The sequence below is a fragment of the Micromonospora arida genome, from assembly GCF_003857035.1.
Lineage (GTDB): Bacteria > Actinomycetota > Actinomycetes > Mycobacteriales > Micromonosporaceae > Micromonospora > Micromonospora arida.
This window is the reverse complement of record NZ_QGSY01000200.1, coordinates 1-24,943: the sequence shown is the minus strand read 5'-3', so window position 1 is coordinate 24,943 and position 24,943 is coordinate 1. Positions and strand designations below refer to the sequence as shown.

Here is a 24,943-nt window from a genome sequence, read left to right as displayed (position 1 = left end):
TCGGCGCCGTGTGCTCGCAGGCGGGCTGAATCGTTTGCGACATCAGCTCCAAAGGCAGCGCGCGAAGAACTCCCCCGCCGGCAGACCTGGCCGCCGGTCAGACCTTGAGCAGCACCTTCGTACAGTCGTCCTGCTTCTTCTGGAAGATCTTGTAGCCCTTCGAAGCGTCACGCAGCGGCATCCGGTGGCTGACGATGAAGCTCGGGTCGATCTCGCCGCGCTGGATGCGCTCCAGTAGCGGCCGGGTGTAGCGCTGGACGTGGCACTGACCGGTCCGCATGATCAGCGAGCGGTTCATGAACGCGCCCATCGGGAACTTGTCGACGAAGCCGCCGTACGCGCCGACGACCGAGACCACCCCGCCGGAGCGGCAGGCGAGGATCGCCTGTCGCAGCGCGAACGGCCGCTCCGTCTCGACTCGCGCGGCCTGCTTGGCCCGGTCGTACGCGTACATGGCGGCGTTGCCGTGGTGGCCCTCCAGGCCCACCGCGTCGATGCACGCGTCGGGGCCTCGGCCGGCGGTCATCTCGTTGAGGGTGTCCAGCACGTCGGCTTCCTCGTAGTTGATCGTCTCGGCGTCGATGTGCTCCTCGGCCAGCCGCAGCCGGTACGGGAACCGGTCGATGACGATCACCCGCTCCGCGCCGAGCAGCCGGGCGCTGGCCGCGGCGAGCAGGCCGACCGGCCCGGCGCCCCAGACGGCGATCACCTGCCCGGGTTTGATGTCGCACATCTCGGCGCCCATGTAGCCGGTCGGGAACACGTCGGCCAGCATGACCGCCTGGTCGTCGCTGATCTCGTCGGGCACCTTGACCGGGCCGACGTCGGCGAACGGCACCCGGGCGTACTCGGCCTGGCCGCCGGCGTAGCCGCCGAGCAGGTGCGAGTAGCCGAAGATGCCGGCCGGCGAGTGCCCCATGATCTTCTCGGCGATGCCGGCGTTCGGGTTGGAGTTCTCGCAGACCGAGTAGAGGCCGCGTTGGCAGGACGAGCAGTGCCCGCAGGCGATCGGGAAGGGCACCACCACCCGGTCGCCCGGGGCGAGGTTGCGGACCTGTGGGCCCACCTCCACCACCTCGCCCATGAACTCGTGGCCGAGGATGTCGCCCTTGCGCATAGCGGGGATGTAGCCGTGGTAGAGGTGCAGGTCGGAGCCGCAGATCGCGGTGGTGCTGATCCGCACGATCGCGTCCCGGGCGTTCATGATCTTCGGGTCGGGTACGTCGATGACCTTGACGCTGTCGGTGCCCATCCAGGCGGTGGCCTTCATTCTCGGTGCCTTTCGGAGAGCTCGGGCGGTCAGCGGCGGGACGACGGCAGCGGCTGGGCGGGTCGCTGCATGGCCTGTTGGCGTACGGAGATGCCGTTGGGGCTGCCCTCGGAACGGACGACCTCACCGGTCTCCAGCACCTGCTTGAACCGGCGCAGGTCGTCGCGGACCTGCTGCTCGGGTTCCTCGCCGAAGAGCTTCGCCACCGCTCGGCCGAGCGCACCGGCCGGCGGCGCGTAGCGCAGCTCCACCCGCACCTCGGTCCCCCGGTCACCGGGCGCGGGCACGAACCGGACCCGGCCGGCGTTGGGCACCCGGGTCCCGGGCAGAGACCGCCAGGTGATCGACTTGTTCGGCTGGTCGTCGATGATCTCGGCGTCCCACTCGACGCGGTGCCCGGCGGGGCCACGGGCGATCCAGTGCGAGCGGCGCAGGTCGTCGGCGCGGACGGACTCCAGGTGCGCCATGAACCGGGGCAGGTTCTCCATGTCCCGCCAGAACCGGTACGCCTCGGCGGGCGACCGGTTCACCGTCACCGCGATCTGCATCCGGATCACCCGGGCGCGGGCCCGTCGAGCCCGCCCGACGCGCACGGCGGCGAGCACGTCGACGGCGGTGATGCCGGCGATGGCGAGGGTGGTCAGCGCGACCCGGCGGCGGCGATCACCGCTGCGGTCGGCGAGGGCCCGCCCGAGCAGGGTGAGGTCCATGGCGTCTCCGGCCACCCGGCTCCAGGCCCAGCCGGCCGGGCGGCGGCCGCTGAGCAGGCCGGCGGCGCTGCCCAACTCTCGTAGGCCGATGGCCGGAAGCACGGACCGCGCGGCCGGGGAGTCGTCCACCCCGGTCAGTCGCGCGACGGGTCCGGGTGCGATCAGCGCGCCCACTCCCAGGGCCAGGCTCAGCAGGCCGAGCGCGCTCGGCAGCGTCGCCGGCACCGGCCCGTCCAGCTCCGACAGGAGCACGGTGTCGACACTACTCATGTCCGATCCCTTCCGGTGGGCGTCGCCGCCGGTCCGCCGGCGGGAGCGGCGGTGGTCCCCGCCCCGTGACGCTATGTCGAACAGGTGCCGCGCGCGCCGGGTTCGAGGCAGAACGTCCGATCCGGGCGGTGTGGGCGGGAACGCCTGCGGCAACGGTCGACATCGCGACATTGACCGATTTGGATCACCTGAACACCGTTACGTTCGGCTCAACCTGCCGCGCCGCTGGAAGGACATCCCCGTGAGCCGTGCTCTGCTGCGCCACCTGACCGTCGCCATCGCCGCCGCACTGCTCGTCGGGGAGGCCGCCGCGCCGGCCGCCGCGCGTACCCCCGGGTCGTCCGCGCCCGGCGGCGTCCGCACCGTCGTGCGCGACGCGACGAGCGGCGCGCCGGTCCCCCGGGCCTGCGCCGCGCTGGTCCCGGTGGACGCTGCGGCGTTGGCGGCCGTCACCCTCGGCGAGGACCAACTCGGCCGGTACGGGGGCTGCGCTGACGAGCTGGGCGTGCTGGTGAGCGGAGACGTCGCCCCGGGGAGGTACCGGCTGCTGGTGCGCCCCTACGACACGACGACGCACGGCTGGCAGTGGGTGGGCCGGCACGGCGGCACCGGCGACCGTGAGCGGGCACAGGTGGTCCAGGTCCGGGCCGGCACGGTGACCGACGCGCCGACCGTCCGGCTCGACCCGCCGGGCACCGTCGTCGGAGTGGTGACCGATGCGGCGACCGGCGCACCGGTCAACCGCGCCCGGGTCATGGTCGTGCCGTACGTGCCGCATCCCAAGTACGACGACCACGGCCCGACCACCGACGAGGACGGCCGCTACACGATCAGCGGCCTCGGGCCGTACCACTGGCCCGTGCAGTTCGCCGCCGCCGGGCTGGCGACCGTGTGGTCCGGTGGGGTGGGCGGTCGGCAGCAGGCACGGCCGGTGCGGGTCCGCGCGCACCAGACGGCGACCCTGAACCAGGCGCTGCCCGCCGGGACGCCGCTGGGCGGAGCGGTAGTGGTCGACGAGCTGGCCACCTACGCCCAGGTGATCGCGTTCGACACGGCCACCGGGGACCTGGCCGGCGTCGCCGACGTGGGCAGCGGTTACGCCCTGCGCCTTCTGCCCGGGCAGCGGGTGAAGCTGCGCTGCGACTGCGCGTACGCCCCGCCGGTCTGGCACCGCGACGCCGCCGGCTTCGACGCCGCGACTGTCGTGCGGGTCCGACGGGCGCCGGTCGTGGTGGACTTCAACCTCGACTGACCCGGATTCTGGCCGGCCGTCGCAACCTTCTTCCGGGCCCGTTGGTGGGAGTGGTGAAGAAGGGGGTGACGGTGTCCGACGGCGATCCGATCTCCGAGCTCTACGCCAGCTGTTTCCGACGCCTGGTCGTCCAGCTGTACGCGGTGACCGGCGACCTGACCGAGGCGCAGGAGGCGGTCCAGGAGGCGTTCACCCGGGCGCTGATGGCGCCAGGGCGGTTCGCCGGGCTGGAGAACCCGGAGGCCTGGTTGCGTCGGGTCGCGGTGAACTGGGCCCGCAGCCGGTACCGCCGCCGTCGGATGCTCGACGGGCTGCTGCGCCGCATCGGTCCGCCGCCGGCCGTCGCCGACCACTCCCCGGAGCACCTCGCCCTGCTCGCCGCGCTGCGCGTGCTGCCCGAGGGGCAGCGAGATGCACTGGCCCTGCACTACCTCGTCGACCTGCCGGTGGACGAGGTCGCCGCGACGCTGGGCGTGTCGTCCGGGACGGTGAAGTCCCGGTTGTCGCGGGGCAGGGTCGCCCTGGCGGCGCTGCTCGCCGACACCGACGCTACGGAAACCGGGAGGATCGATGTCCGGTCGTGAGTTCTCCGGGTTCGACGTCGACACGGTCACCGAGGCCGTGTCGCAGCCGCCCCTCGACGAGCTGCGAACCACCGCCCGATCCCGTCGGCGCCGGTCGGTCGCGATGGTGACGACCGCACTGTTCGTACTGGCCGGGCTGACGGTCGTACCGCTGGTGGCCGAGCCGGACCGGGCCGCGCCGGCCGACCCGCCGACACCGTCAGGTGCACAGTTCAGCCAGTTCACGCTGACCGGGCCCGACTCCGGGGTCGATGTGCGGCAGGACGGCTGCGTCGTGCGCTTCGCGTACACCGGCGACGACGGCCGCACCTGGTCGGACTGGGACGCAGCGCGCTTCGAGGGCACCCGATGTGCGGCCGACACCGCCGCCGGGACGCCGAGCAGCGCCGTTGGCTTCTCCGTGCTCGGTGAGCGGTCCTACCTGGTCACCGACTATGGCCTGGCCCACCTCTCCACCGACTACGGCCGCACCTGGCGGGTCGCGGATTCGGCGATCGTCGCCGTGCCCACCTTCCCGGCGGCGGCCCGACCGGTCTCCTGCGGATTCGGCTGCGCGCCGGTGTCGGAGCCGCTGGCGGTGGACCCGTCGAGCGGAACGGTGTACCGCCTGACCACTCCGCCCACGTTGCTTCCGCTGTTCAGCCTCTACCCGGCAGCGGACGGCAGCATCTGGGCCACGTACCGGACGGGTGTCGGCCAGGGGTCGACCGTCGCGCGCAGCGCCGACCGAGGCGCGACCTGGACCACCTGGGAGGTGGGCGACGGTGGGGGCGTGATCACGGCGGTGGGGATCGACGACCGGGAAGGGTACGTGCTGACCGAACCGTCGACGGCGGGTGGCGGGATGCGGCTGCTGCGGACCACCGACGGCGCGAAGACCTGGACGGACACCGGTGCCGAACTGCCGACGCACGTGCACTACGACCTCACGGTGGGGTCGGACCGGTCCCTGCTGGCGATCACTGCCGGTGGGGGCACCGAAGCCGACCGCCGCGCGCGGCTGCTGGTCAGCCGGGACGACGGGCGGACCTTCACTGTCGCCCGGGAGTACGGCCGGCTCGTCGGCGCGGTCAGTGTCGCGCCGGGCTACGCCTGGCTCTTCGGGCGTGACGACGGGTCGACGGGCGAGCCGGACCACGTCCTCGTCACCACGGACGCCACCACCTGGACCCGCTTCTCGCTCGCACCCTGAACAAGGGGGAACCACCCGGCGTTAGGAGTGCGCGACAGCGGGTAGCCGGCATCCGCTCTTACCAGCGGCCGGGGAGGTGGGATGTCGGAGACCAGCGCCTTCTTCGAGCGGTTGACGGTCGCTGGCCAGGATCCACGGTTCAGCAAGGTCTGTGGCAGCGTGCGATTCGACATCCGCGACGACGGCAACCTGGAGCAGTGGCTGCTCGAAATCGATCATGGCCGGATGCGGGTGACCCGAAGCGGTGCCCCCGCCACCACCGTGATCAAGGTGTCCGCGCCGCTCGCCGAGGCGATGGCGCGGGGCGAGGTGAACGGGCTGGCGGCGATCACCCGGGGCGAGATCATGGTCGACGGTGATCTCGCCCTGGCGTTGCGCATCGGGCGGCTGTTTCCGCGAGAGCCCGGGCAGCTTCAGCGCGAGGATCCGACAGTGGGACGTGACCGATGAGGGACATCGCGGGCACCGTGGCGTGCATCGACGGGAACACCTTCATGGTGTCCGACAGCAGCGGCGACGTGGAGTCGTCCCCGAGCACCCCGGTCGGCCTCTTCGCCGCTGACACGCGCTTCCTGTCCCGCTGGAGGCTGACCGTCAACGGCGAGTGCATGACCGCGTTGTCGGTGGACGACAGCCAGTACTTCGAGGTGACGTTCTTCGTGGTGCCGGGCGCGGCGGTGGACTACGTGGAGGCCGACGTGTCGGCCATTCGGCGCAGGCGCATCGGCCCGGACCTCACGGAGTCGCTGACGATCTTCAATTACGGCGAGCAGGACATGACGCTCGACGTGCGTCTGGAGGTGGCCGCCGACTTCGCCGACATCTTCGAGATCAAGTTCGACATCGGCGAGAAGAGGGGCGCGCACTACACGCACGTCGGCCCGAACGAGTTGCGCCTGGGCTACCGGCGCGGCACCTACCAACGTGAGGTCGTCGTGTCGGCCAGCGAGCCCGCGGAGTTCGGCCCGGACGGCCTTGCCTTCGCGGTCCGGCTGCGCCCCGGGCAGCAGTGGTCCACCCGGTTGCAGGCCGTCATGTTGGCGCTGCGCCCGGACGGCGTCGACCTGCGCTCCGCCCTGCGGGCCCTCCGGCCGGACGACTCCACCCTGCCCACGAGCATGCAGGCCTGGGTCGCGGCGGCCCCGACCCTGGACACCGACAGCGTGGGTCTCCAGCAGGTCTACCACCGCAGCCTGGTGGACCTGGCGGCGCTGCGCTTCGCCCCGCTCTCGCTCGGCGGGGCCAGCGTGCCCGCGGCCGGCCTGCCCTGGTTCATGACCCTGTTCGGCCGCGACAGCCTGTTGACCTGCCTGCAGACCCTGCCGGTCGCCCCGTCGCTGACCCCACCGACACTGCGGATCCTCGCGTCGTTGCAGGGCGTCCGGCCCGACGACGTGTTGGAGGAGGACCCGGGCCGGATCCTGCACGAGCTGCGCTACGGGGAGTCGGCCGCGTTCGAGGAGCAGCCACACTCCCCCTACTACGGCACTGTGGACGCCTCGCCGCTGTTCGTGGTGCTGCTCGACGAGTACGAACGGTGGAGCGGCGACACCGCGCTGGTGACGGAGTTGGAGCACGAGGCCCGCGCGGCCCTGGCCTGGATCGACCTGTACGCGGACCTGAACTCCACCGGCTACATCTGGTACCAGCGACGCAACCGCGCCACCGGGCTGGACAACCAGTGCTGGAAGGACTCCTGGGACAGCATCTCCTACGCCGACGGCCGGCTGCCGGGCTTCCCGAGGGCCACCTGCGAAACCCAGGGGTACGCCTACGACGCGAAGATCCGAGGGGCCCGACTGGCCCGTACCTTCTGGGGGGATCCCGCCTTCGCCGATCGGCTGGAGAGCGAGGCGGCGGCCCTGTACGAGCGGTTCAACCGGGAGTTCTGGCTGGAGGACCGCGGCTTCTACGCCCTCGCGCTCGACCACGACGGCACCCCCGTGGACAGCCTGTCGTCCAACATCGGGCACCTGTTGTGGAGCGGCATCGTGCCACCGGAGCGGGCGCCTCGGGTGGTCGAGCACCTGATGGGGCCGGCGCTCTTCTCCGGTTGGGGGGTGCGGACGTTCGCCGAGGGGCAGCGCCGCTACAACCCGCTCGGCTACCACAACGGCACGGTCTGGCCGTTCGACAACTCGTTCATCGCGTGGGGTCTGCGCCGCTACGGGTTCGGCAACGAGGCGGCCCGCATCGCCGAGGGCATCCTCTCCGCCGCCACCTACTTCGAGGGTCGGCTACCCGAGGCGTTCGGCGGGTTCGACCGCGACACCACCAAGTTTCCGATCCGGTACCCGACCGCCGGCAGTCCGCAGGCGTGGTCCAGCGGAGCCTGCATGCTGCTGATCCGCACCATGCTCGGCATCAACCCGCACGATGATCACCTGGCCGTGGACCCGGCGCTGCCCGCCACCTTCGGACGGATCGCGCTCCTGGACATCCCCGGCCGTTGGGGTAAGCGCGACGCGTTCGCCCGTCAACGCCCCGACCAGCGCTGACGGAACGGTCAGCCGACGGCTGGCCCGGTGGCCCGGAAGGTGCGCCGGTACGCGTCCGGCGGTACGCCGACGGTGCGGTGGAAGTGTCGGCGCAGCGTCGCGGCGGTGCCCATGCCGGCCGCCTCGGCGACGGCGTCGATGCTGTCGTCGGTCTGCTCCAGCAGCTCCTGGGCGCGGCGGATGCGCTGCGTCGACAGCCACAGCAGTGGGGTGGTGCCGGTGGCCGACCGGAAGTGGCGGGCCAGGTTGCGGGAGCTCATGTTCGCCTGCCGGGCCAGGTCCTCGACGGTCAGCGGCCGGTCCAGGCGGGCCAGGGCCCACGGGAACAGGGTGGCCAGCGGGTGTTCGTCACGGGCCGGCACCGGGGTGGTGACGTACTGGGCCTGACCACCGGCGCGGTGCGGTGGCACGACCAGGCGGCGGGCGACGGCGTTGGCGACGGTCGAGCCGTGGTCGCGGCGGATCAGGTGCAGGCACAGGTCGATCGCGGCGGCCTTGCCGGCGGAGGCGAGCACGGTGCCGTTGTCGACGTAGAGCACGTCCGGGTCGACCCGTACTTGGGGATAGCGGGCGGTCAGCGCCTCGGTGTGCGCCCAGTGCGTGGTGGCCCGCAGCCCGTCGAGCACCCCGGCGGCGGCCAGCACGAACGCGCCGGTGCACAGGGAGACCATCCGGGCGCCGGCCCGGTGGGCCGCGCGGACGGCGTCGAGCAGGTCGGGGGGTACGTCCGCGTCGACGTCCTCGACCGACGGGACGATCACGGTGTCGGCTCGGGCTAGGCGGTCCAACCCGTCGTCGGGCGCCACCAGGAAGCGGCCGACCCGGACCGGGCCGGGGCCGCAGATCGCCACGTCGTACCAGGGGTCGGCCAGGCCGGAGGGGTCGTGGGCGAAGACCTCGCAGGCCAGGGCCAGCTCGAAGTGCAGCATCCCGTCGGTGGCGGCGATTGCGACAAGGGCCATGTCCGAAACTGTACGGGGGTTGGCGTTCCCGACACTGGTCGGCCGCCAACCGCTGCGGGAGGCTGGTCCCAGTCGATCTTCGAGGGGGCAGCGATGGGTTACCGGGTGGCGGTGTTCGGGGCGTACGGGCACACCGGGCGGTTCGTGATGGCAGAGCTGCGCGAGCAGGGGTTCGATGCTCTGCCGGTGGGCCGCGACCCGCGCCAGTTGGCGGCGTTCGGGCTCGGCTACCGGGTGGCCTCGGTCGACGATCCGGCCTCGCTCGACGTGGCGTTGACCGGCGTGGACGCGGTCATCAACTGCGCCGGCCCGTTCGCGTCGACCGCCGCCGGGGTGATCGAGGCCGCGTTGCGCGCCGGGATCCCGTACGTGGACGTGGCGGCCGAGATCGAGGCCAACCTCGACACGTTCACGCACTTCACCGAGCGCGCCCGGACGGCGGGTGTCGCGGTGGTCCCGGCGATGGCCTTCTTCGGCGGGCTCGGTGACCTGCTCGCGACGACGGCGATGGGCGACTGGACGTCGGCCGACGAGGCGCACGTCGCGTACGGACTGAGCAGCTGGCACCCGACGGCCGGGACGGTGGCCGCGGGCGTCGTCTCCCGCGAGCGCCGCGCCGGCCGTCGGGTCCGCTACATCGAAGGCCGGTTGGAGTACCACTCCGGCGGGGAGCTGCCGAGGGTTGACTGGGACTTCCCCGCGCCGCTGGGCCGGCGCACCGTCCTCGGGGAGTTCACCATGGCCGACGTCGTCACCATCCCCCGTCACCTGGTCATTCCCGAGGTCCGGACGTACATGACCGTCGACGCCACCACCGACCTGGCTGCCGCGGCGGCGCCGGTCGCGGTCGACGGGCGGGGCCGGTCAGCGCAGACGTTCACGGTCGACGTCATCGTGCGTCGCGGCGACGCGCGCCGCCGCGTCGTGGCCAGTGGCCGGGACATCTACGCCGTCAGCGCGCCCCTGGCCGTGGAGGCGGTTCGGCGCGTCCTCGATGGTCGGACGAGGACCAGCGGCGTCGCCTCCGCCGGCGAGATGTTCGACGCGCCCGACTTCCTGCGCGCGCTGTCGCCGACCATCCGCGTCGAGCCGGTCAGCGACTGAGGCCGACAATCTGGCCACCCGGAGCGACGGACGGCCCCCGGTCAGGCGTGGGGGCCGTCCGTCATCGCATCACGTCGGTCAGAGGATCACATTGACCCCGGCGGCCTTGCACGCGGCGCTGACGTCCTTGCCGGCCTTCTCGAAGGCCGGATTGTCGGCGGCGGTCGCCGGATCCGCCGCGGCCGCGGCCTTGGCCGCCTCGGCGCCGAACGTCCGCAGGGCGTCGGCCAGCTTGCCGTCGCCGGTCGCGGCGACCGTGGTCACCTCCTGCTCCAGCCCAGTCAGGATCTTCTTGAAGTCCGCCGCAGACGCGTCACCAGTCGTGGCGACCTTCACCAACTCGGCCCTCATCTTGTCGTTGGCCTTCTTCACCGCCGCGCAGAGCTGCTTGTCGGTCGCCGCGCCCGCAGCGGGTGAAGAGGCCGAAGTGGCGGCAGCGGAGGTGGCCACCACGGACGGGGCTGCGGAGGTGGGAGCGGGCGTGGTGGATCCGGCGGTCGTCGCCTTGTCGGTGTCGCCGCAGGCGGCGAGGGCCGTCGAAACGGCAACGATCAACATGGCTGAGGCAAGACGGGAAGCTTTCACGGACGCGGACGATAGCCGATGTCCAGATGACGATCAATTTGCCCGGCGTCTCGCACGCTCTGGGCGGCTCCACAGTGTCCGGTCATGGTGAAGCCGCGTCACGGAGCGCGAGGATGGAGGTCGCCGTCAATGCGACGGCGCGGTCCTCGTCGTGCGACAGCTCGCTGAGCGCACGTACGGCGGCGCCTCCCGGGATGTCCGCCAACGCCTCGGTCAGCCGTCGCCGTGCAGACGGTACGACGCCGCTCTGCCCGAGGCAGGCAACGAGCCGGTCCGCTATCTGGTCTGCCAGCGCGGGATCGGCCGCCAGCAGGCTCAACGCGTCGGCAGCGTCGGCATCCCTGGTTTCCTCGACAACCATGTCGATCAAGGTGGGAAGCGCGTCCGCCACTCCGCGCGCGCCGAGCGCCAGAGCCGCGTACCCGCGGACCACGATGTCGGGGTGGGCGAGGGCGTCGCGCAGCACGTCGGTCGCGGCGGCGTGCGGGATCTCGGCGACCGACTGGACGGCACGCTCGCGTACCTCGGCATCTGGTGAGCCGAGGCCCTCGGCCAGCAGCGCCAGCCCGCCGTCGCCGGACTGCGCCAGCGCCCAGCGCAGGGCTCCGGCGACGTTCGGGTCCGATTCACTCAGCACCGCCTCGACAAGTGCCTCCACCGGCACCGGCCCTTCGCCGACGGAGGACAGGGCGGCGCGTTGGCGGGTGCCCGCGCTGTCCGACCCCAGTGCCCGCAGGAGTGTGACGACATGCAGGACGTCCTCCCAGTCGGCGGGGTCCGCGGCACCGATCCGACGGAGTCGGGTGAGCAACTCCATCTCGTCCGCGATGCGGAGTCGCGTCCGCCGGATGAGGTCGTTGACGAGTTCGGCAGGGGTGAAGCCGGGATCGTCGAGCGCGCGGCGGACGTCACGGAGCGACAGGCCCAACGACCGCAGGCTCTCGACGTGGAAGATCAGTCGGATGTCCTCGCTGGTGTACTCGCGATAGCCGGAACCGGTGCGACCGGTGGGCCGGACCAGTCCGAGCGCGTCGTAGTGCCTGAGCATGCGCGCGCTGACCCCGGACCGTCGCGCCACCTCACCGATCAACACCTGGCGTCATCCCTTCTCGCCCGTCGGGCCGAGGGCGACGACACGCTTCGCCGCCTCGATCGCGAACTCGAACCCTGCATCCGGGTCCTGCATCAGCCGTTGTGTGGCGACCGCGTGCGCGCGTACGCGCGGGTCGAGATCCGCCATCGCGGCGTGCAGGATCGGCATGATCACCTCGCCGAGCGCGATCAGCGCCCGGCTGAGGCTCAACTGCATCTCACGCCCGCCCCGCCCGAGCTGCGTCGACAACACCGCGGCCAACTCGGGCTCCCCACCGGGGGGTACGAGCACAACCGCCGCGCGCCAGGCGCTGCGCGCCACCTCGTCGTCGGTGTCGGTCAGCAGTGCCCGGCTGATCGCCGGCCAGGCTCGCCGGTCCCCGATCTTGGACAGGGTGTGCAACGCCTGACTTCGGGCCTGCGCACGCTCCGAGTGGAGCTCATCGGTGAGCTTCGCAACGGTCAGGTCCGGTGGGTGGCGCAGGAGGGCCCAGGTGAGCATCTCGCGTACGGAAAACTCGGGCTCGACCGCGCATCGCTCGATGAGTGTGTCGATGAGCTGCGGGTCGGGGGCCGTGCCGACCGTCAGTGCCGCGCGCAGCCGCACCGACGAGTCGCTGTTCTCCAGCCCGCGGAGAACCCTCATCGCGTTCATGTCCTGTTTTGGCGTGGTCATCGGAATCACCCCTTTCCACCCCAGTGAAGACCTTGTCACTGTGTCAAGGTCAACCCGTCCTCACTGCTGCTCACGCAGGGATGGTGCCTTTTCGTCACGACGGTCCGTGTGACGAAACCACTTCACGGCGGCGGGTCACGCTCCGGAGGCTGGACATCATGAATGTGACCCGGCTCGACCGACCGGGCGACGGCCACCCACAGCCCTCGCCCGGGGACACCCTCGCCCGAATCACCGTCGTGGACGCACTGCGCGGAAGCGCGCTGCTGCTCATCCTGCTGGTGAACATCGCGTTCTTCAGCTCCGGCTACGACTTCCACCTGGTCGACGATCCGACGCACGGCGCAGTCGACCTGCTGATCGCCGGCGCGGTGGAGCTGTTGTTCGCGATGAAGGCGTACCTGCTGTTCGCCTTTCTGTTCGGCTACAGCTTCACCCTGCAACTCGACTCCGCGGCTCGGCGCGGAGTGGCGTTCCGCCCGGCGTTCCTGCGCCGGCTCTGCGGGTTGTTCGTTCTCGGCGTACCGCACGCGGTGCTGCTGTTCCACGGCGACATCCTCACCACGTACGCGCTGCTCGGTCTCGTGCTGCTCGCGGTCCGGCGGATCCAGCCCCGCACCGCGCTGGTCGCGGCGGCGACCATCATCGGCGGCGTCGCCTTCGTGGTCGGGATCGCCGCGGTCCTCGGTGCCACAGTGGTTCCGGACGAGGCCGCCGCGGTCAGCGCCGGTGCGCGTTCGACGCTGGCCCTGGGCGGCGGCCTCGGCGATGTCGTCCTGGAGCACCTGCGGTCGATGCCGGCGATGATCGGCGGTCTGGCCGTGCAGGGGCCCCTGGCGTTCGCGGCGTTCCTCGTCGGCCTCGCCGCCGGCAAGCACCGGCTGCTCGCCACCGTGCCCGCCCACGAGGATCTGCTGCGCCGGTGCGAACGGGTGGGGTATCCGATCGGTCTGGCCGGCGCCGTCGTGTTCGCGGTCGGTGGCTCTACGGCCGACCTGACCGGAGTGATGGTCAGCATCGTCACCGCGCCGTTCCTGGCCGCCGCCTACGCCGCGACCCTGCTGCGCCTGTTCACGCGGCGGCCGCGCCTCGCGGGCGCGTTCGCACCCGCTGGGCGGATGGCCCTGACGAACTACCTGGCCCAGTCGCTCATGTGCGTGCTCGTCTTCACCGGCCTCGGGTGGGGTCTGGTCGGCCGTACCTCGCCGGCACAGACACTGCTGATCGCACTGGTGATCTTCGCGGTGCAGCTGATGGTCAGCTCGTGGTGGCTGCGGCGGTTCCGGTACGGCCCCGTCGAATGGGCGCTGCGCGCCTGGACCCACCGGGAGCGCCGCCCCAACTAGGGTGCTGACATGGTCGATCGGCACCAGGTGATGAACTTCCGGGTCCGGGCCCAGCAGCTCGACCGGGACGAGGGCACCCTCGCCGACACCGCCGTCCTGGACCTCGGCGTGCAGAACACCGGCCCGGACGGCGCGCGGTGGGCGCTGGCGGTACGCGGGGTCGACGTGACCGCCGTGTCCGACACGGATCTGGTCCTGCTGTGGACGGTACGGGGCGCTCCCCACCTCTACCGCCGGGCCGACGTGGCGAAGGTGGCGGCCGCCGTCGAACCCTTCTCCGAGGCCGACGCGGGCAAGCGCATCTACGACGCCGCGAAACCGTTGAAGGCCGCCGGCATCGACACTCTCGCGGCCCTGGACGAGATCGCCGACCGGATGCGTGCCATCGTCAGCACGCCGACGGTCAAGGGCGATATCTCCGGCCGCCTGGCCACCATGCTGCCCGAGCCCTATCTGCGGTTCTGCCGTCCGTGCGATGCCACGCACCTCTACGAGATGCCGTTCCGGCTCGCCGCCGTGCGGGCCGGACTGGAGTTGCAGCTCGGCACCTCACCCCCGGTCCTGCGGCGCATCACCGGGTTCAGGAAGGCAGCCGCCGCGGGTGACCGCTTCGACCTCATCCGCGCGTATCTTCGCCTGCTCGGTCCGGCCACCCCGAAACAGGTCGCCGACTACCTCGACGCCCCGGTGAAGGACGTGAAGGCGCACTGGCCCGAGGATGTGATCGAGGTGACGGTCGACCGCGAGGCCCGCTCACTGCTGGCCGCCGACGAGGAGGCGCTGGAGTCTGCCGACGGCAGGGTCACCCGACTGCTCGGCCCGTTCGACTTGTTTTTGCAGGCCAAGGACCGGGCAACGCTGGTGCCGGACACCGCCCACGCCAAGGAGCTGTGGCCGGTGTTGGGTCGCCCCGGCGCCGTCCTGGTCGACGGCGAGTTGGTCGGCACCTGGCGTCCCCGAAAGTCCGGCAGGACGTTCACGGTCGCCGTCCAGCCGTGGCACCGGTTGTCGGACGCCACGCGTAAGGCCATCACCACGCAGGCCGAACACCTCGCCGCGTACCGCTCCGTCTCCCTCAACGGCGTCGACTTCGGCAGCTAGCCTTCGACTGCACTCACTCCACCGCCCAGGCGACGGCGGGCGGGTGCAGCCGAGCGCAGATCGGCCCACCGGCAGCATCGGTCAACCCGATCCGGCCGACCAGCGTCCCGTTGCCCTCGTGGGCGGCGCGCAGCAGCTCGGTCGGCACGTCGGTGAACATCAACTTGGCCCGTCGGAACATCGCGAAGCCGTCCTGGGTCACCGCGCCCCAGCTCAGATAGAGAAACCGCGCCCCGGGGCGGCCATGCACCCAGGGGCCACCGACGTCGAGTGCTCCATCGATCTCACGGCTGGACACCTCGAAGGACCAGGTGGCGCTTGCCCCGTCGGCCGGCACCTGATCGACGACCTCGACCTTGCGTTGAACCCCGACGTGCACGTTGCCCAGCCGCAACGCATCGGCCTCCGCGCCGGGACGCCGACCTGGGAGATCGCTGCCGTCGATCCTGATCCGCATTCCGCCGACTCTAATTCAGACGGCCGGTTGCTCGGCGGTGTCGTCGTTCTCGCCGTACTCGCCGCGGATGGGCAGGTAGTAGGCGGGCAGGAACGCGGCAATGATGGCCACACCGGCGATCGGCACGAACGCGCCGACAATGATGCCGGAGCCGATCCAGACCAGCGCGAGCGCGAACCGGCGGCCGATGGCCCGCGTACCGACGGGACCGAGGCCGGGATCCAGCAGTTTGGCCCGGCGCAGGTGCGCCCACACGATGTTGAAAAGGGCTGCGGCGGTCCACAGTGTGCCGCCGTACACGACGACCGAAGCGCGCAGCCCCTGCTCCGCGCAACGCGTCGGCGAGCAGCGACGTGGAGAACGGCAGGAACGCGATGACCTACGCCTGACCGACAGCCTGAGCGATGGCGAGGGTGTGCTGATACTCGCGCCAGTGGGCAAGTTTGCCGTCTCGGCTCCGCAGCACCCCGATGAACGGCGCCGAGGCGGTCAGCCCGGTCGCCGTGTGGGTGCCGACCAGTTCGTATTCGACCACGATCACCTCGGGATCAGCGGTCTCGTGCAGCACCACGTTGCGGCAGTCGTCGAACCGGACCGGGAACATCGCCCGGCCCGCCTGCGTGTGTTCAAGGACCCGTTGCTTTCCTTCAATACGGGTAGGGCGGCCGGGTACGGCGAACGGCGTCTCAAGCACCACGTCGTCGGCGAGCGAGTCGGCCTCGTAGGTGGGCAGGTTCGCGAGCCACCGGGCGCGCATGCTGTCGAAGATCTCGCTTGGTGTCACGTCGTCCTCCTGGATAATGAGTCGTGACTCGACTTACCGTTCGAGAATAATGAGTGGAGACTCACTTTGATAGAGGGGTCGCCGCTGCGTGCCGACGCGCAGCGCAACCGGGCACGCATCCTCGACGCCGCCGAGGCGATCTTCGCCGAGTTCGGCACCCGCGCGTCCACCGAGGAGGTTGCTCGGAGGGCCGGCGTTGCCATCGGTACGGTCTTTCGGCACTTCCCCACCAAGGACGACCTGCTCGCCGCGATCATGAAGCGACTGCTCGCGCAACTCGTCGAGGAGGCCGGGAAACGCGACCTCTTCACGTTCTTCACCCACCTGGTGGCGCAGGCCGCCGCGAAGAAGACCGTCGTCGACCTGCTCGCCGGGTCCGGGGTGGACATCCGGCTTCCCGACGCGGTAGGTCACCTGGAGGAGGCGGTGGGCAGGCTGCTGGAACAGGCGCGAGCCGCCGGAGCCGTCGCCGACTCGGTACGGCTTCCCGAGACGATGGCGCTCCTCACCAGCCTGTGCCAGGGCGCGCTGCATGGCGGGTGGGACCAGCAGTTGCAAGCCCGTACGCTCACGGTCGTCTTCGCCGGCCTGAAGCGCGACTGACCGCAGCGGACGGCAGGCTCCACGACGGACCGGCGGCGAGGCCGGGGAGGGTTGATCCGTCCGCGCCCGCACGCGGGAACGCCCGATCCGCCGATCCGGACGAGTACGACATGAAAGACTCGCCCGGCTGGCGGAAGGGGCGGGGATGCAGCCAACCTGGCTCGTAGCGCTCTCCTGGGCTTCGCTCGCGGTCGGCGTCGTCAGCTTCGCGGTCGTGCTGGCCGACACCTATCTGCGCGGACACCGTCAGCCGGTCCGGGTCATGGAGATCGTCTGGCTGGTGACCGTCCTCTACATCGGCCCGGCCGCCGTCCGCCTCTACTGGAACTGGGGCAGGCCCGAGGCGTTCTCTCGACGGCGGCAGGAGGGGCACCCGCGACGGCCCCGCCGGGGCATCGTCGTCACCCATGTGTCCCGCTGCGGTGCACACTGTGCTCTCGGCTTCGTCGTCGCCGAGGTCGCCCTGTACGCCGTGAGATTCGACCCGGCCGAGGACCCGCTGTGGGTCGGCTACGCCGGCGACTATCTGACGGCGGTGACGATCGCCGTTCTCTTCCGGTACTTCGCCGGGCCGGGTCGCAGCCTGGGGAAGGTCTGGCACGCGCTGTCGAACGTCGGCAGGATCGAGCTGCTGACCATCACCATGTTCGAGGTGGCGTTGTTCGTGTGGCTGACCCTCGCGCATCGCGTGGTCTTTCCGGAGCCACACCTGCGACCCGACAGCCCCACGTTCTGGTTCGCCGGTCAGCTCGGGCTGATAGCCGGCTTCGTCGCGGCCTGGCCCACCGCCTCCTGGCAGCTCGGCCGAGGGCTGAGAATCGAGCCGCGCCGACTCCCCTACGACTGAACGGGGCCCGCTCGCCGGCTCGGCCGCCCCGGCAAGGACAAGCGGCACAAAAACAAGCGGCAAGGAGATCACTCTCCCTGCCACTTCTAACGTATACCGCACCTGGGGGCTTGCGGCAAGACCCCGGTCGTGACGCAGAATCGGCGGCCGGACCAGCACGAACGAGGTAACGGGGGCGCGACGTGGGTGTGTTGTCGATGGACGGGGACCGCAGCGACCGGGCACCACTGTTGGATCTTCGAGAGGTCGACGAGACGCAGGTGTCGGTCGTCGGCGGCAAGGCCGCGCACCTGGGCGCGCTGTCCCGGATCGACGGCATCCGGGTGCCGGCGGGGTTCTGCGTCACGACGGCCGCCTTCCGGCGGATCATGGCGCAGACGCCGTCGATCGACGATCGGCTCGATCAGCTGTCGCACCTGAGCCCGGACGACCGGGAGGCGATCAGCACGCTCAGCGCGGAGATCCGCCGCAGCGTCGAGGAGACACCGATTCCGGGCGACCTGGCCGCCGCGATCACCGGCGCGCTCGCCCGGTTCGGCGAGCGGGCCGCCTACGCCGTGCGGTCCAGCGCGACGGCGGAGGACACGCCGACGGCGTCCTTCGCCGGGCAGCAGGACACGTACCTGAACGTGGTGGGGCCGGAGGCGATCCTGCGGCACGTCAGCCGGTGCTGGGCGTCGCTGTTCACCGAGCGGGCCGTCATCTACCGCCTGCGCAACGGCATCGACCACCGGACCGTGCAGATGGCTGTCGTCGTACAGCAGATGGTTTTCCCGGATGCCTCCGGCATCCTGTTCACGGCGGACCCGGTGACGGGCAACCGGAAGGTCGCGACAGTGGACGCCAGCTTCGGCCTCGGCGAGGCCCTGGTGTCCGGCCTGGTGAACCCGGACGTCTTCACGGTGCGCGACGGTGAGGTCGTCGCCAGCACGGTCGCCGCGAAAGAGCGTGCCGTCGCCGCGCTGCCGGAGGGCGGGACGCGGGAGGTGGCCATCGACCCGCAGCGGCAGGAGCAGCCGGCGCTGACGCAGGCTCAGGCGCTGCGGCTGGTGCGGATCGGGCGACGGATCGAGGCGCACTTCGGCCGCCCGCAGGACATCGAATGGTGCCTGGTCGACGACGACTTCCAGATCGTGCAGAGCCGGCCGATCACCACGCTGTTCCCGATCCCGGCGGCCGATGACCAGGAGAACCACGTCTATCTCTCGGTCGGTCACCAGCAGATGATGACCGACGCCATGCGGCCGCTGGGGCTCTCCATGTGGCAGCTGACCGCCATGGCCCCGATGCTGGCGGCCGGCGGGAGGTTGTTCGTCGACGCCACTCGACTGTTGGCCTCCCCCGCCAGCCGCGCGGGCTTTCTGAAGATGGCGGGGCGCGACGATCCGCTGATGCGCGACGCGCTGGAGACCCTGCTCGACCGCCGGGACTTCGTTCCGACGCTGCCGGACCAGGCCGGTCGGGGTGGGCCGACGACCGGCGGCCCGTCCACCTCGGGCGAGGCCGACCCGGCCATCGTTCCCCAGCTGATCGAGCGGAGCGAGGCCTCCATCGCCGCCCTGCGACGCAACATCGCGACGGTGACCGGTACGGCGCTGTTCGACTTCCTGCATGAGGCGTTCCAGGAGCACAAGCGGGTCCTCAGTGATCCGTTGAACATGCAGGCGATCATGGCGGGCATGGAGGCCACCTGGTGGCTCAACGACCGGCTGCACGAGTGGCTGGGCGACAAGAACGCCGCGGACACCCTCACCCTCTCCGCCCCCGGCAACGTCACGTCGGAGATGGGGCTGGCGTTGCTCGACGTCGCCGACGTGATCCGTCCGTATCCGGAGGTGGTCGCGTTCCTCCAGGACGTCGCGCACGACGACTTCCTCGACGACCTGCCGAAGGTCACGGGCGGGGCCGAGGCGCGCGCCGCCATCGAGGCGTACCTCGACCGGTACGGGATGCGCTGCGTCGGCGAGATCGACATCACCAGGCCGCGGTGGAGCGAACGCCCCGGCACGCTCGTGCCCGTGCTGCTGGACAACATCAAGCTCTTCGAGCCGGGCGCAGCCCGGCGGCGCTTCGAGCAGGGCCGGCAGAAGGCGCGGCAGCAGGCACAGGAGGTGTTGACGCGCCTGCGGGCGCTGCCGGACGGGCAGCAGAAGGCCGACGAGGCCGCGCGGATGATCGACCGGGTGCGGGCCTTCATCGGCTATCGGGAGTACCCGAAGTACGACATCATCAGCCGCTACTTCGTCTACAAGCAGGCCCTGCTGGCAGAGGCCGAGCGCCTGGTAGGCGCCGGGGTGCTCACCGAGACCGAAGACGTCTTCTACCTCACGTTCCAGGAGTTCCACGAGGTGGTGCGCTCGCACCGGGTGGACGACGAGCTGATCCGGCAGCGCCGGGACGCCTTCCGGTCGCACCAGGCGCTCACCCCGCCCCGGGTGCTGACCTCCGACGGCGAGGCGATCACTGGGTCGTACCGACGCGACGACGTGCCGGCCGGCGCCCTGGCCGGTGTGCCGGTGTCCTCCGGGACGGTCGAGGGACGTGCCCGCGTCATCCTGGACATGGCGCAGGCCGACCTCGAAGCGGGTGACATCCTTGTCACGGCCCACACGGACCCGAGCTGGACGCCGCTGTTCGTCGGCATCGCCGGCCTGGTCACGGAGGTGGGCGGGTTGATGACGCACGGCGCGGTGATCGCGAGGGAGTATGGCCTGCCGGCTGTCGTCAGCGTGCTCGACGCCACCCGGCTGATTCGCAACGGGCAGCGGATCCGCGTGCACGGCAGTGACGGGTACGTCGAGATCCTGCCCTGACGGCACCCTCAGGAGGAGTGACATGGCGGTCCCGGTCCGGCGTCTGGCGACAGTGGTGGCCGCGGCGGCGACAGTGGTGTCGTTGGCGGGGTGCAGCAGCGGCGGCGGCCGCGACTCCACCGAGTCGCGGACGACGCCGAGCCCGGAGGTGACGTTCGCACCGTCGCCAGCCGCCGATCAGGAGTTCCGCCGGCTGGAGGAGCAGTTCGGGGCGCGGCTGGGGATCTACGCCGTCGACACGGGCACCGGTCGCACTGTGGAGTACCGCGCCGACGAGCGGTTCGCGTACGCCTCGACGTGGAAGGCCCTGGCTGCCGCCGAGGTGCTCGACGGCACCACCGACGCCCAGCTCGATCGGGTGGTGCGGTACCCGGCACGGGACCTGGTGGCGCACTCCCCCGTCACCGAGAAGCACGTCGGCGAGGGCATGAGCCTGCGCGCCCTCGCCGACGCCGCCGTGCGCTACAGCGACAACACGGCCGGCAACCTGCTGCTGCGCCACCTCGGCGGGCCAGCGGGGTTCGAGTCGAAGCTGCGCGCGCTGGGCGACACGGTCACCGACGTGGCCCGGTACGAGACCGCGCTGAACGAGGGAACACCGGGCGACAAACGGGACACCAGCACGGCGCGGGCCCTGGCCGGCGACCTCCGGGCGTACACAGTGGGGGTTGCCCTGGAACCGGCGGACCATGACGTGCTGATCGGCTGGCTGCGGGGCAACACCACCGGCGCGGCGCTGGTCCGCGCCGGAGTGCCGGCCGGCTGGGTGGTCGGCGACAAGACCGGGACCGGCGGGTACGGCACCCGCAACGACATAGCGGTGATCTGGCCGCCCGACCGGGCCCCGATCGTGCTGGCGGTGTTGACCAGCCGCGACACGAAGGACGCCACCCCCGACGACGCGCTCATCGCCCAGGCCACCCGGGCGGTCGTCGCCCAGCTGTGAAGCCGTGCGTAACACCACCGATGTTAGGTTCGCGGCCATGACTGCGCAGATCAGAGCCGCACATTTCCACGCGGCCGACGGAGTCGAGGACTGGCGCTCCCTCTACCACCTGGTCTCGGCCCACTTCCCGACCGGCTCGCTGGCCAAGGGCATCGCGCTCGTCGATGAGATCGGCCGACTCACCGACGAGACCCAGCAGCAGTACCTCAGCGTCGACCTGCGCGGCACCGGCGTCACCGTGAGCCTGACTCGGCGCGACATCACGTTGGCCCGGCGGATCTCGGCCGCCGCCAAGGAGCTGGACATCCGCGCCGACCCGACCGCCGTGCAACTCATCAACATCACCCTCGACGCACTCGCCAGCGCGGACGTGCTGCCGTTCTGGCGAGCGCTGCTCGGCTATCGCCAGATCGGCGACGACTACCTGTTCGACCCGGCACGCCGCGGCCCGGGCTTCGGGTTGCAGCCAATGGACGAGGAGCGCCCACAACGCAGCCGCATGCACCTTGACATAGCCGTCCCGCACGATCAGGCAGAGGCTCGCATCGCCGCTGCCCTGGCCGCTGGCGGCCGTTTGGTCTCCGACGCGCACGCGCCCATGTGGTGGGTCCTTGCCGACGCCGAGGGCAACGAGGCGTGCGTCGCTACCTGGGTGGGCCGCGACTAACAAAATCTCGAGGCCACCCGCCCACCCTCGGCACGGTCACACCGCGACGGCTGCCTCGCCCACCGGGAACCGCACGCCGGTGAGGTCTTCCGAGACGGCCCAGAGGCGTTGCTGCAGGCTCACGTCGTAGGAGTCGGGGCTGGAAGTGACCAGCCTCGGGTAGCCGCGCGCCTCGCCGAGGCCGTCGGGGCCGTAGTACTGCCCGCCGAGGACCGACGGGTCGGTGGCGGCCCGCAGGGTGGGCAGTGCGCCGGCCGTCGCGGGTTGGGTGATCACCGGGGCGAGCCAGGTGATCGGTCGGCGGACGGCCGCCGGGGCGTTGCGGATCAGTTCGGTGTTGGAGACGCCGGGGTGTGCGGCGACCGCGACGGTGGTGCCGTGCGCGGCGAGCCGGCGCTGCAACTGGTAGGTGAACATCAGGTTGGCGAGCTTCGACTGGCCGTAGGCGCCGACCCGGCTGTACGAGTGCTCCCACTGCAGGTCGTCGAAGTGGATGGCGGCGCGGATGCGGTGGCCGACGCTGCTGACCGTGACCACTCGCGAGCCGGGCACGGGCAGCAGCAGGTCGAGCACCAGGCCGGTGAGCGCGAAGTGCCCCAGGTGGTTGGTGCCGAACTGCATCTCGAAGCCGTCGCGGGTGCTCTGCTTCGGGGTGTACATGACGCCAGCGTTGTCGATCAGAAGGTCGATCCGCGGGTGGGAGGCGCGCAGGCCGGCCGCGGCGGCGCGCACCGATTCCAGCGAGGTCAGGTCCAGTTCCCGTACGGAGACGTCGCCGTTGATGCGGGCGGCGGCCGCCTTGCCCTTCTCCGTGTCGCGCACGGCCAGCACGACCGACGCCCCGCGCTCGGCGAGCCGCCGGGCGGTCTCGAAGCCCAGCCCGGTGTTGGCGCCGGTGACCACGGCCACCCGGCCGTCCTGGCGCGGGATCTGCTGCTCGGTCCACTTCATCTCAAGCTCCTTAGGTACCGCCGGTAACTTATGCCTGAAACGGTAAGGTACCACCGGTACGCTGTCAAGGGACCGCCGGTACCTAAGCTAGGATTGGCGTCATGACGTTCCAGCGGGCACGCAGCGAGGAGCAGCGTGAGGTCCGACGCCGTGCCATCCTGGAGACGACCTCGGCGATGCTCGACGAGATGCCGGTGGCCGAGGTGACCCTGAACGAGCTGAGCCGGCGGGTCGGCCTGGCCAAGACGGCGGTGCTGCGCTATTTCGAGTCCCGCGAGGCGATCCTGCTCGACCTGCTGGACGACCGGACGACGACCTGGCTGGCCGAGCTGGAGCAGGAGCTGGCCGACGGTGTCGACCTGAGCCGGCCGGCGATGGAACGGGCGGAGCAGACGGCCGACGTGCTCAGCCGATCGCTCGCCTCCCAGACGGTGCTCTGCGATCTGTTCGGCGCGCAGGGCGGGGTACTCGAACACAACGTCTCGGTCGAGGTGGCCCGCCGGCACAAGCGGGCAGCACTGGGCCAGCTGGCAGTGATGGCCGACCTCGTCCGGCGGCACCTGCCCGAGGTCGGCGACAACGCCGAGCTGTTCTGCCTGCACACCCTGATCATGGGTGGCGCGCTGTCCGCCTACACCACACCGCCGCCGAGCCTGCTCGCCGTCTACGAGTCCGAGCCGGCGCTCGCGGTCCACCATGTCGACCTGCGGACAGCCCTGCGGCTCGCCATCATCACCTCGCTCGTGGGCATGCTGCCGCGCTCCTGAAGCCCCAGTGCGAAACTCGGTGGCCATGAGGCTGTTTGCGGTCTACCGTGGCCCGCCGTGCTCTCAAACGAACAGATGATCGGGCAGGCCCTGGACCGGATCGAGGCGGGGTACGTCTTTCCTGAGAGGGTCGCGGACATCGACGCCGCGATCCGGCGCCGCCTCGCGGCAGGCGAGTACGACAACCTCGACGGGCCGGCGCTCTGCGAGACGGTGACCGCTCACCTTCAGGAAGTCTGCCCGGACAAGCATCTGCGGCTGCTGTGGTCGGACCAGCCGCAGTCGCTGGATCCAGCCGACGAAGACGGCGGTCGGGCCGCCTTCCTCGCGCTGCTCAGGGCGGAGAACCAGGGGATCCGCCGGGTCGAGCACCTGGACGGCAACGTCGGGCTCATCGACGTGCGGCGCATCGCGTACGCCGACGAAGGCGCCGCCGCGATCGGCGCGGCCATGCAACTGGTCGCCCTCAGCACCGCGCTCATCCTGGACCTGCGCGCCTGCTCCGGCGGAACACCGGAGGGAGCCGCGATGTGGTGCAGCTACTTCTTCCGCGACGACCAGGTGCACCTCAACGACTTCTACGAGCGGTCCACCGGCGCCACCCGCCAGTTCTGGACGACCGCGCACCTGCCCGCGCCGCGCTACACGGACCGACCGGTGCACGTGCTCACCAGCGCGGTGACGTTCTCCGGGGGCGAGGACGTGGCGTACACCCTTCAGGCGCACGGCCGGGCCGTCGTCGTCGGTGAGACGACGCGTGGCGGCGCGCATCCGACGGCCCGCCACCCGGTCACCGAACACATCCTCGTGACCGTGCCGACCGCCCGGACCATCAACAGCGTCACCGGCACCAACTGGGAGGGCGTCGGAGTGCTCCCCGACGTACCCGTCCCGGCGGACCAGGCACTCGACACGGCACTCAAGGCCATCTCGGGCGGATAGGCGCGGCTGCGTCGGCGGCCGCTGCGAGGCCGCCGACGCAGCAGCCGGACTGAGGTCGTGGACCGCGCCTGCCGCCGAACCGCCGCGCGCATGGCCTACCCGACGTCGACGGTGGCGCGCCGTCGCACGGCGTGACGCTGCTGCCCGACGGAGCGCAGGCCAAAGTAGGCGATCGCACCGGAAGCCAGGTACAGCAGGGCCTGCACGTTGAGCACGAGCACGACGCTGAGCACGTCGCCGAGCAGGCCGGCAGCCGCCATGCCCAGCCCCTGTGCGGCATTGAAGATCGCGTAGTAGACGCCGAAGGCCCGGCCCAGCTCGGTGTCGGGCACGCTCTGTTGGATCTGCGCGAAAGCCCCGCTGGCGTACGCGATGCCAGGCGCGCCGACCAGGATGAACAACCCGATGTACCACTCGGGTTGACGGGTGACAGTCGGTCCGTTCCAGATGACCAGGCTGATCAGCGCGAAAGTGGTCGCCCCGACGCTCATCAGCAGCCGAGGGCTGAGCCGAGCGCCCAGCAT

Annotated in this window: 26 protein-coding genes; 15 read left to right on the top strand and 11 right to left on the bottom strand. The window is 71.1% G+C overall.

Going from position 1 to position 24,943, the window contains the following annotated elements; translation table 11 throughout:
• Positions 1 to 97 precede the first annotated feature (97 nt).
• On the bottom strand, positions 98 to 1,270 hold the full coding sequence (locus tag DLJ58_RS19105) for a zinc-dependent alcohol dehydrogenase (protein ID WP_124858300.1): 1,173 nt from the start codon (positions 1,268 to 1,270) through the stop codon (positions 98 to 100).
• A 29-nt stretch (positions 1,271 to 1,299) separates the two neighbouring features.
• The gene (locus DLJ58_RS19100; protein ID WP_124858298.1) at positions 1,300 to 2,250 is read right to left on the bottom strand and encodes an SRPBCC family protein; all 951 of its coding nucleotides are present in this window, start codon (positions 2,248 to 2,250) and stop codon (positions 1,300 to 1,302) included.
• Between the two features lie 241 nt (positions 2,251 to 2,491).
• Here DLJ58_RS19100 and DLJ58_RS19095 point away from each other — a divergent pair, with 241 nt between their 5' ends.
• The 5 genes from DLJ58_RS19095 (at position 2,492) to DLJ58_RS19075 (ending at position 7,776) form a co-directional block, all read left to right on the top strand.
• Positions 2,492 to 3,502, top strand: a complete 1,011-nt coding sequence (locus DLJ58_RS19095) for a carboxypeptidase-like regulatory domain-containing protein (protein ID WP_158629609.1) — start codon at positions 2,492 to 2,494, stop codon at positions 3,500 to 3,502.
• A gap of 53 nt (positions 3,503 to 3,555) precedes the next feature.
• A complete protein-coding gene (locus DLJ58_RS19090) occupies positions 3,556 to 4,086 on the top strand; it encodes an RNA polymerase sigma factor (RefSeq protein ID WP_386993815.1) in 531 nt (176 codons plus the stop codon).
• On the top strand, positions 4,073 to 5,278 hold the full coding sequence (locus DLJ58_RS19085; protein ID WP_124858294.1) for a WD40/YVTN/BNR-like repeat-containing protein: 1,206 nt from the start codon (positions 4,073 to 4,075) through the stop codon (positions 5,276 to 5,278). The genes DLJ58_RS19090 and DLJ58_RS19085 overlap by 14 nt, the downstream gene beginning before the upstream one ends.
• 81 nt (positions 5,279 to 5,359) lie before the next feature.
• Positions 5,360 to 5,728: an SCP2 sterol-binding domain-containing protein gene (locus DLJ58_RS19080; protein WP_124858292.1), complete on the top strand. Its 369-nt coding sequence runs from the start codon at positions 5,360 to 5,362 to the stop codon at positions 5,726 to 5,728.
• A complete protein-coding gene (locus tag DLJ58_RS19075) occupies positions 5,725 to 7,776 on the top strand; it encodes an amylo-alpha-1,6-glucosidase (RefSeq protein ID WP_124858290.1) in 2,052 nt (683 codons plus the stop codon). Before DLJ58_RS19080 ends, DLJ58_RS19075 begins: the two co-directional genes overlap by 4 nt.
• Before the next feature lie 8 nt (positions 7,777 to 7,784).
• On the opposite strand, the gene DLJ58_RS19070 is transcribed toward DLJ58_RS19075, so the two are convergent.
• A complete protein-coding gene (locus DLJ58_RS19070) occupies positions 7,785 to 8,738 on the bottom strand; it encodes a helix-turn-helix domain-containing protein (RefSeq protein ID WP_124858288.1) in 954 nt (317 codons plus the stop codon).
• Between the two features lie 93 nt (positions 8,739 to 8,831).
• Between DLJ58_RS19070 and DLJ58_RS19065 the strand changes: the two genes are divergently transcribed.
• Positions 8,832 to 9,842 (top strand): saccharopine dehydrogenase NADP-binding domain-containing protein, encoded by a 1,011-nt coding sequence (locus DLJ58_RS19065; protein WP_124858286.1) that lies wholly within the window; start codon positions 8,832 to 8,834, stop codon positions 9,840 to 9,842.
• 78 nt (positions 9,843 to 9,920) lie between these two features.
• On the opposite strand, the gene DLJ58_RS19060 is transcribed toward DLJ58_RS19065, so the two are convergent.
• The 3 genes from DLJ58_RS19060 to DLJ58_RS19050 all read right to left on the bottom strand — a co-directional run bounded on the left by DLJ58_RS19060 (position 9,921) and on the right by DLJ58_RS19050 (position 12,195).
• A complete protein-coding gene (locus DLJ58_RS19060; RefSeq protein WP_244219023.1) occupies positions 9,921 to 10,400 on the bottom strand; it encodes a hypothetical protein in 480 nt (159 codons plus the stop codon).
• A 109-nt stretch (positions 10,401 to 10,509) separates the two neighbouring features.
• Positions 10,510 to 11,520 carry a HEAT repeat domain-containing protein gene (locus tag DLJ58_RS19055; RefSeq protein WP_124858282.1) on the bottom strand — a complete coding sequence of 337 codons (1,011 nt, stop codon included), beginning with the start codon at positions 11,518 to 11,520 and terminating at the stop codon, positions 10,510 to 10,512.
• Between the two features lie 6 nt (positions 11,521 to 11,526).
• On the bottom strand, positions 11,527 to 12,195 hold the full coding sequence (locus DLJ58_RS19050; protein ID WP_124858280.1) for a HEAT repeat domain-containing protein: 669 nt from the start codon (positions 12,193 to 12,195) through the stop codon (positions 11,527 to 11,529).
• A gap of 158 nt (positions 12,196 to 12,353) precedes the next feature.
• On the opposite strand from DLJ58_RS19050, the gene DLJ58_RS19045 reads away from it, so the two are divergent.
• Positions 12,354 to 13,541, top strand: a complete 1,188-nt coding sequence (locus DLJ58_RS19045; RefSeq protein WP_124858278.1) for a DUF418 domain-containing protein — start codon at positions 12,354 to 12,356, stop codon at positions 13,539 to 13,541.
• Positions 13,542 to 13,550: 9 nt separating this feature from the next.
• Positions 13,551 to 14,642, top strand: coding sequence for a winged helix DNA-binding domain-containing protein (locus tag DLJ58_RS19040; protein ID WP_124858276.1), 1,092 nt, complete (start codon positions 13,551 to 13,553; stop codon positions 14,640 to 14,642).
• A gap of 13 nt (positions 14,643 to 14,655) precedes the next feature.
• On the opposite strand, the gene DLJ58_RS19035 is transcribed toward DLJ58_RS19040, so the two are convergent.
• From DLJ58_RS19035 to DLJ58_RS19025, 3 genes are all read right to left on the bottom strand, one after another.
• Positions 14,656 to 15,099: a DUF5990 family protein gene (locus DLJ58_RS19035; protein WP_124858274.1), complete on the bottom strand. Its 444-nt coding sequence runs from the start codon at positions 15,097 to 15,099 to the stop codon at positions 14,656 to 14,658.
• A 15-nt stretch (positions 15,100 to 15,114) separates the two neighbouring features.
• On the bottom strand, positions 15,115 to 15,399 hold the full coding sequence (locus DLJ58_RS19030) for a hypothetical protein (protein ID WP_124858272.1): 285 nt from the start codon (positions 15,397 to 15,399) through the stop codon (positions 15,115 to 15,117).
• A gap of 79 nt (positions 15,400 to 15,478) precedes the next feature.
• Entirely contained in the window at positions 15,479 to 15,883 is a 405-nt protein-coding gene (locus tag DLJ58_RS19025) for a nuclear transport factor 2 family protein (protein WP_124858270.1), read from the bottom strand.
• 66 nt (positions 15,884 to 15,949) lie between these two features.
• Here DLJ58_RS19025 and DLJ58_RS19020 point away from each other — a divergent pair, with 66 nt between their 5' ends.
• From DLJ58_RS19020 to DLJ58_RS19000, 5 genes are all read left to right on the top strand, one after another.
• Entirely contained in the window at positions 15,950 to 16,486 is a 537-nt protein-coding gene (locus DLJ58_RS19020; RefSeq protein ID WP_124858268.1) for a TetR/AcrR family transcriptional regulator, read from the top strand.
• A gap of 145 nt (positions 16,487 to 16,631) precedes the next feature.
• A complete protein-coding gene (locus tag DLJ58_RS19015; protein WP_124858266.1) occupies positions 16,632 to 17,333 on the top strand; it encodes a DUF4396 domain-containing protein in 702 nt (233 codons plus the stop codon).
• A 197-nt stretch (positions 17,334 to 17,530) separates the two neighbouring features.
• Positions 17,531 to 20,146 (top strand): rifamycin-inactivating phosphotransferase, encoded by a 2,616-nt coding sequence (gene rph, locus DLJ58_RS19010; RefSeq protein ID WP_124858264.1) that lies wholly within the window; start codon positions 17,531 to 17,533, stop codon positions 20,144 to 20,146.
• A gap of 22 nt (positions 20,147 to 20,168) precedes the next feature.
• Positions 20,169 to 21,092, top strand: a complete 924-nt coding sequence (bla, locus tag DLJ58_RS19005; protein ID WP_124858262.1) for a class A beta-lactamase — start codon at positions 20,169 to 20,171, stop codon at positions 21,090 to 21,092.
• Between the two features lie 37 nt (positions 21,093 to 21,129).
• Positions 21,130 to 21,759, top strand: a complete 630-nt coding sequence (locus tag DLJ58_RS19000; RefSeq protein ID WP_124858260.1) for a VOC family protein — start codon at positions 21,130 to 21,132, stop codon at positions 21,757 to 21,759.
• A 36-nt stretch (positions 21,760 to 21,795) separates the two neighbouring features.
• Here the strand turns inward: DLJ58_RS19000 and DLJ58_RS18995 are convergent, their stop codons facing one another.
• Positions 21,796 to 22,710 (bottom strand): SDR family NAD(P)-dependent oxidoreductase, encoded by a 915-nt coding sequence (locus DLJ58_RS18995; RefSeq protein ID WP_124858258.1) that lies wholly within the window; start codon positions 22,708 to 22,710, stop codon positions 21,796 to 21,798.
• Positions 22,711 to 22,811: 101 nt separating this feature from the next.
• On the opposite strand from DLJ58_RS18995, the gene DLJ58_RS18990 reads away from it, so the two are divergent.
• Positions 22,812 to 23,477, top strand: coding sequence for a TetR/AcrR family transcriptional regulator (locus tag DLJ58_RS18990; protein ID WP_124858256.1), 666 nt, complete (start codon positions 22,812 to 22,814; stop codon positions 23,475 to 23,477).
• Positions 23,478 to 23,534: 57 nt separating this feature from the next.
• Positions 23,535 to 24,419: a S41 family peptidase gene (locus DLJ58_RS18985; protein ID WP_124858254.1), complete on the top strand. Its 885-nt coding sequence runs from the start codon at positions 23,535 to 23,537 to the stop codon at positions 24,417 to 24,419.
• A 95-nt stretch (positions 24,420 to 24,514) separates the two neighbouring features.
• Here DLJ58_RS18985 and DLJ58_RS18980 read toward each other — a convergent pair.
• Positions 24,515 to 24,943, bottom strand: a 429-nt coding sequence (locus DLJ58_RS18980; RefSeq protein ID WP_124858252.1) for an MFS transporter, incomplete at its 5' end; no start/stop codon positions are given.

Bases quoted from the DNA above. Each gene is read 5' to 3' on its own strand.
- DLJ58_RS19105 (WP_124858300.1), bottom strand. From the start codon at position 1,270: ATGAAGGCCACCGCCTGGATGGGCACCGACAGCGTCAAGGTCATCGAC.
- DLJ58_RS19100 (WP_124858298.1), bottom strand. From the start codon at position 2,250: ATGAGTAGTGTCGACACCGTGCTCCTGTCGGAGCTGGACGGGCCGGTG.
- DLJ58_RS19085 (WP_124858294.1), top strand. From the start codon at position 4,073: ATGTCCGGTCGTGAGTTCTCCGGGTTCGACGTCGACACGGTCACCGAG.
- DLJ58_RS19080 (WP_124858292.1), top strand. From the start codon at position 5,360: ATGTCGGAGACCAGCGCCTTCTTCGAGCGGTTGACGGTCGCTGGCCAG.
- DLJ58_RS19075 (WP_124858290.1), top strand. From the start codon at position 5,725: ATGAGGGACATCGCGGGCACCGTGGCGTGCATCGACGGGAACACCTTC.
- DLJ58_RS19070 (WP_124858288.1), bottom strand. From the start codon at position 8,738: ATGGCCCTTGTCGCAATCGCCGCCACCGACGGGATGCTGCACTTCGAG.
- DLJ58_RS19065 (WP_124858286.1), top strand. From the start codon at position 8,832: ATGGGTTACCGGGTGGCGGTGTTCGGGGCGTACGGGCACACCGGGCGG.
- DLJ58_RS19060 (WP_244219023.1), bottom strand. From the start codon at position 10,400: ATGTTGATCGTTGCCGTTTCGACGGCCCTCGCCGCCTGCGGCGACACC.
- DLJ58_RS19050 (WP_124858280.1), bottom strand. From the start codon at position 12,195: ATGACCACGCCAAAACAGGACATGAACGCGATGAGGGTTCTCCGCGGG.
- DLJ58_RS19045 (WP_124858278.1), top strand. From the start codon at position 12,354: ATGAATGTGACCCGGCTCGACCGACCGGGCGACGGCCACCCACAGCCC.
- DLJ58_RS19040 (WP_124858276.1), top strand. From the start codon at position 13,551: ATGGTCGATCGGCACCAGGTGATGAACTTCCGGGTCCGGGCCCAGCAG.
- DLJ58_RS19035 (WP_124858274.1), bottom strand. From the start codon at position 15,099: ATGCGGATCAGGATCGACGGCAGCGATCTCCCAGGTCGGCGTCCCGGC.
- DLJ58_RS19015 (WP_124858266.1), top strand. From the start codon at position 16,632: ATGCAGCCAACCTGGCTCGTAGCGCTCTCCTGGGCTTCGCTCGCGGTC.
- rph (WP_124858264.1), top strand. From the start codon at position 17,531: ATGGACGGGGACCGCAGCGACCGGGCACCACTGTTGGATCTTCGAGAG.
- bla (WP_124858262.1), top strand. From the start codon at position 20,169: ATGGCGGTCCCGGTCCGGCGTCTGGCGACAGTGGTGGCCGCGGCGGCG.
- DLJ58_RS19000 (WP_124858260.1), top strand. From the start codon at position 21,130: ATGACTGCGCAGATCAGAGCCGCACATTTCCACGCGGCCGACGGAGTC.
- DLJ58_RS18995 (WP_124858258.1), bottom strand. From the start codon at position 22,710: ATGAAGTGGACCGAGCAGCAGATCCCGCGCCAGGACGGCCGGGTGGCC.
- DLJ58_RS18990 (WP_124858256.1), top strand. From the start codon at position 22,812: ATGACGTTCCAGCGGGCACGCAGCGAGGAGCAGCGTGAGGTCCGACGC.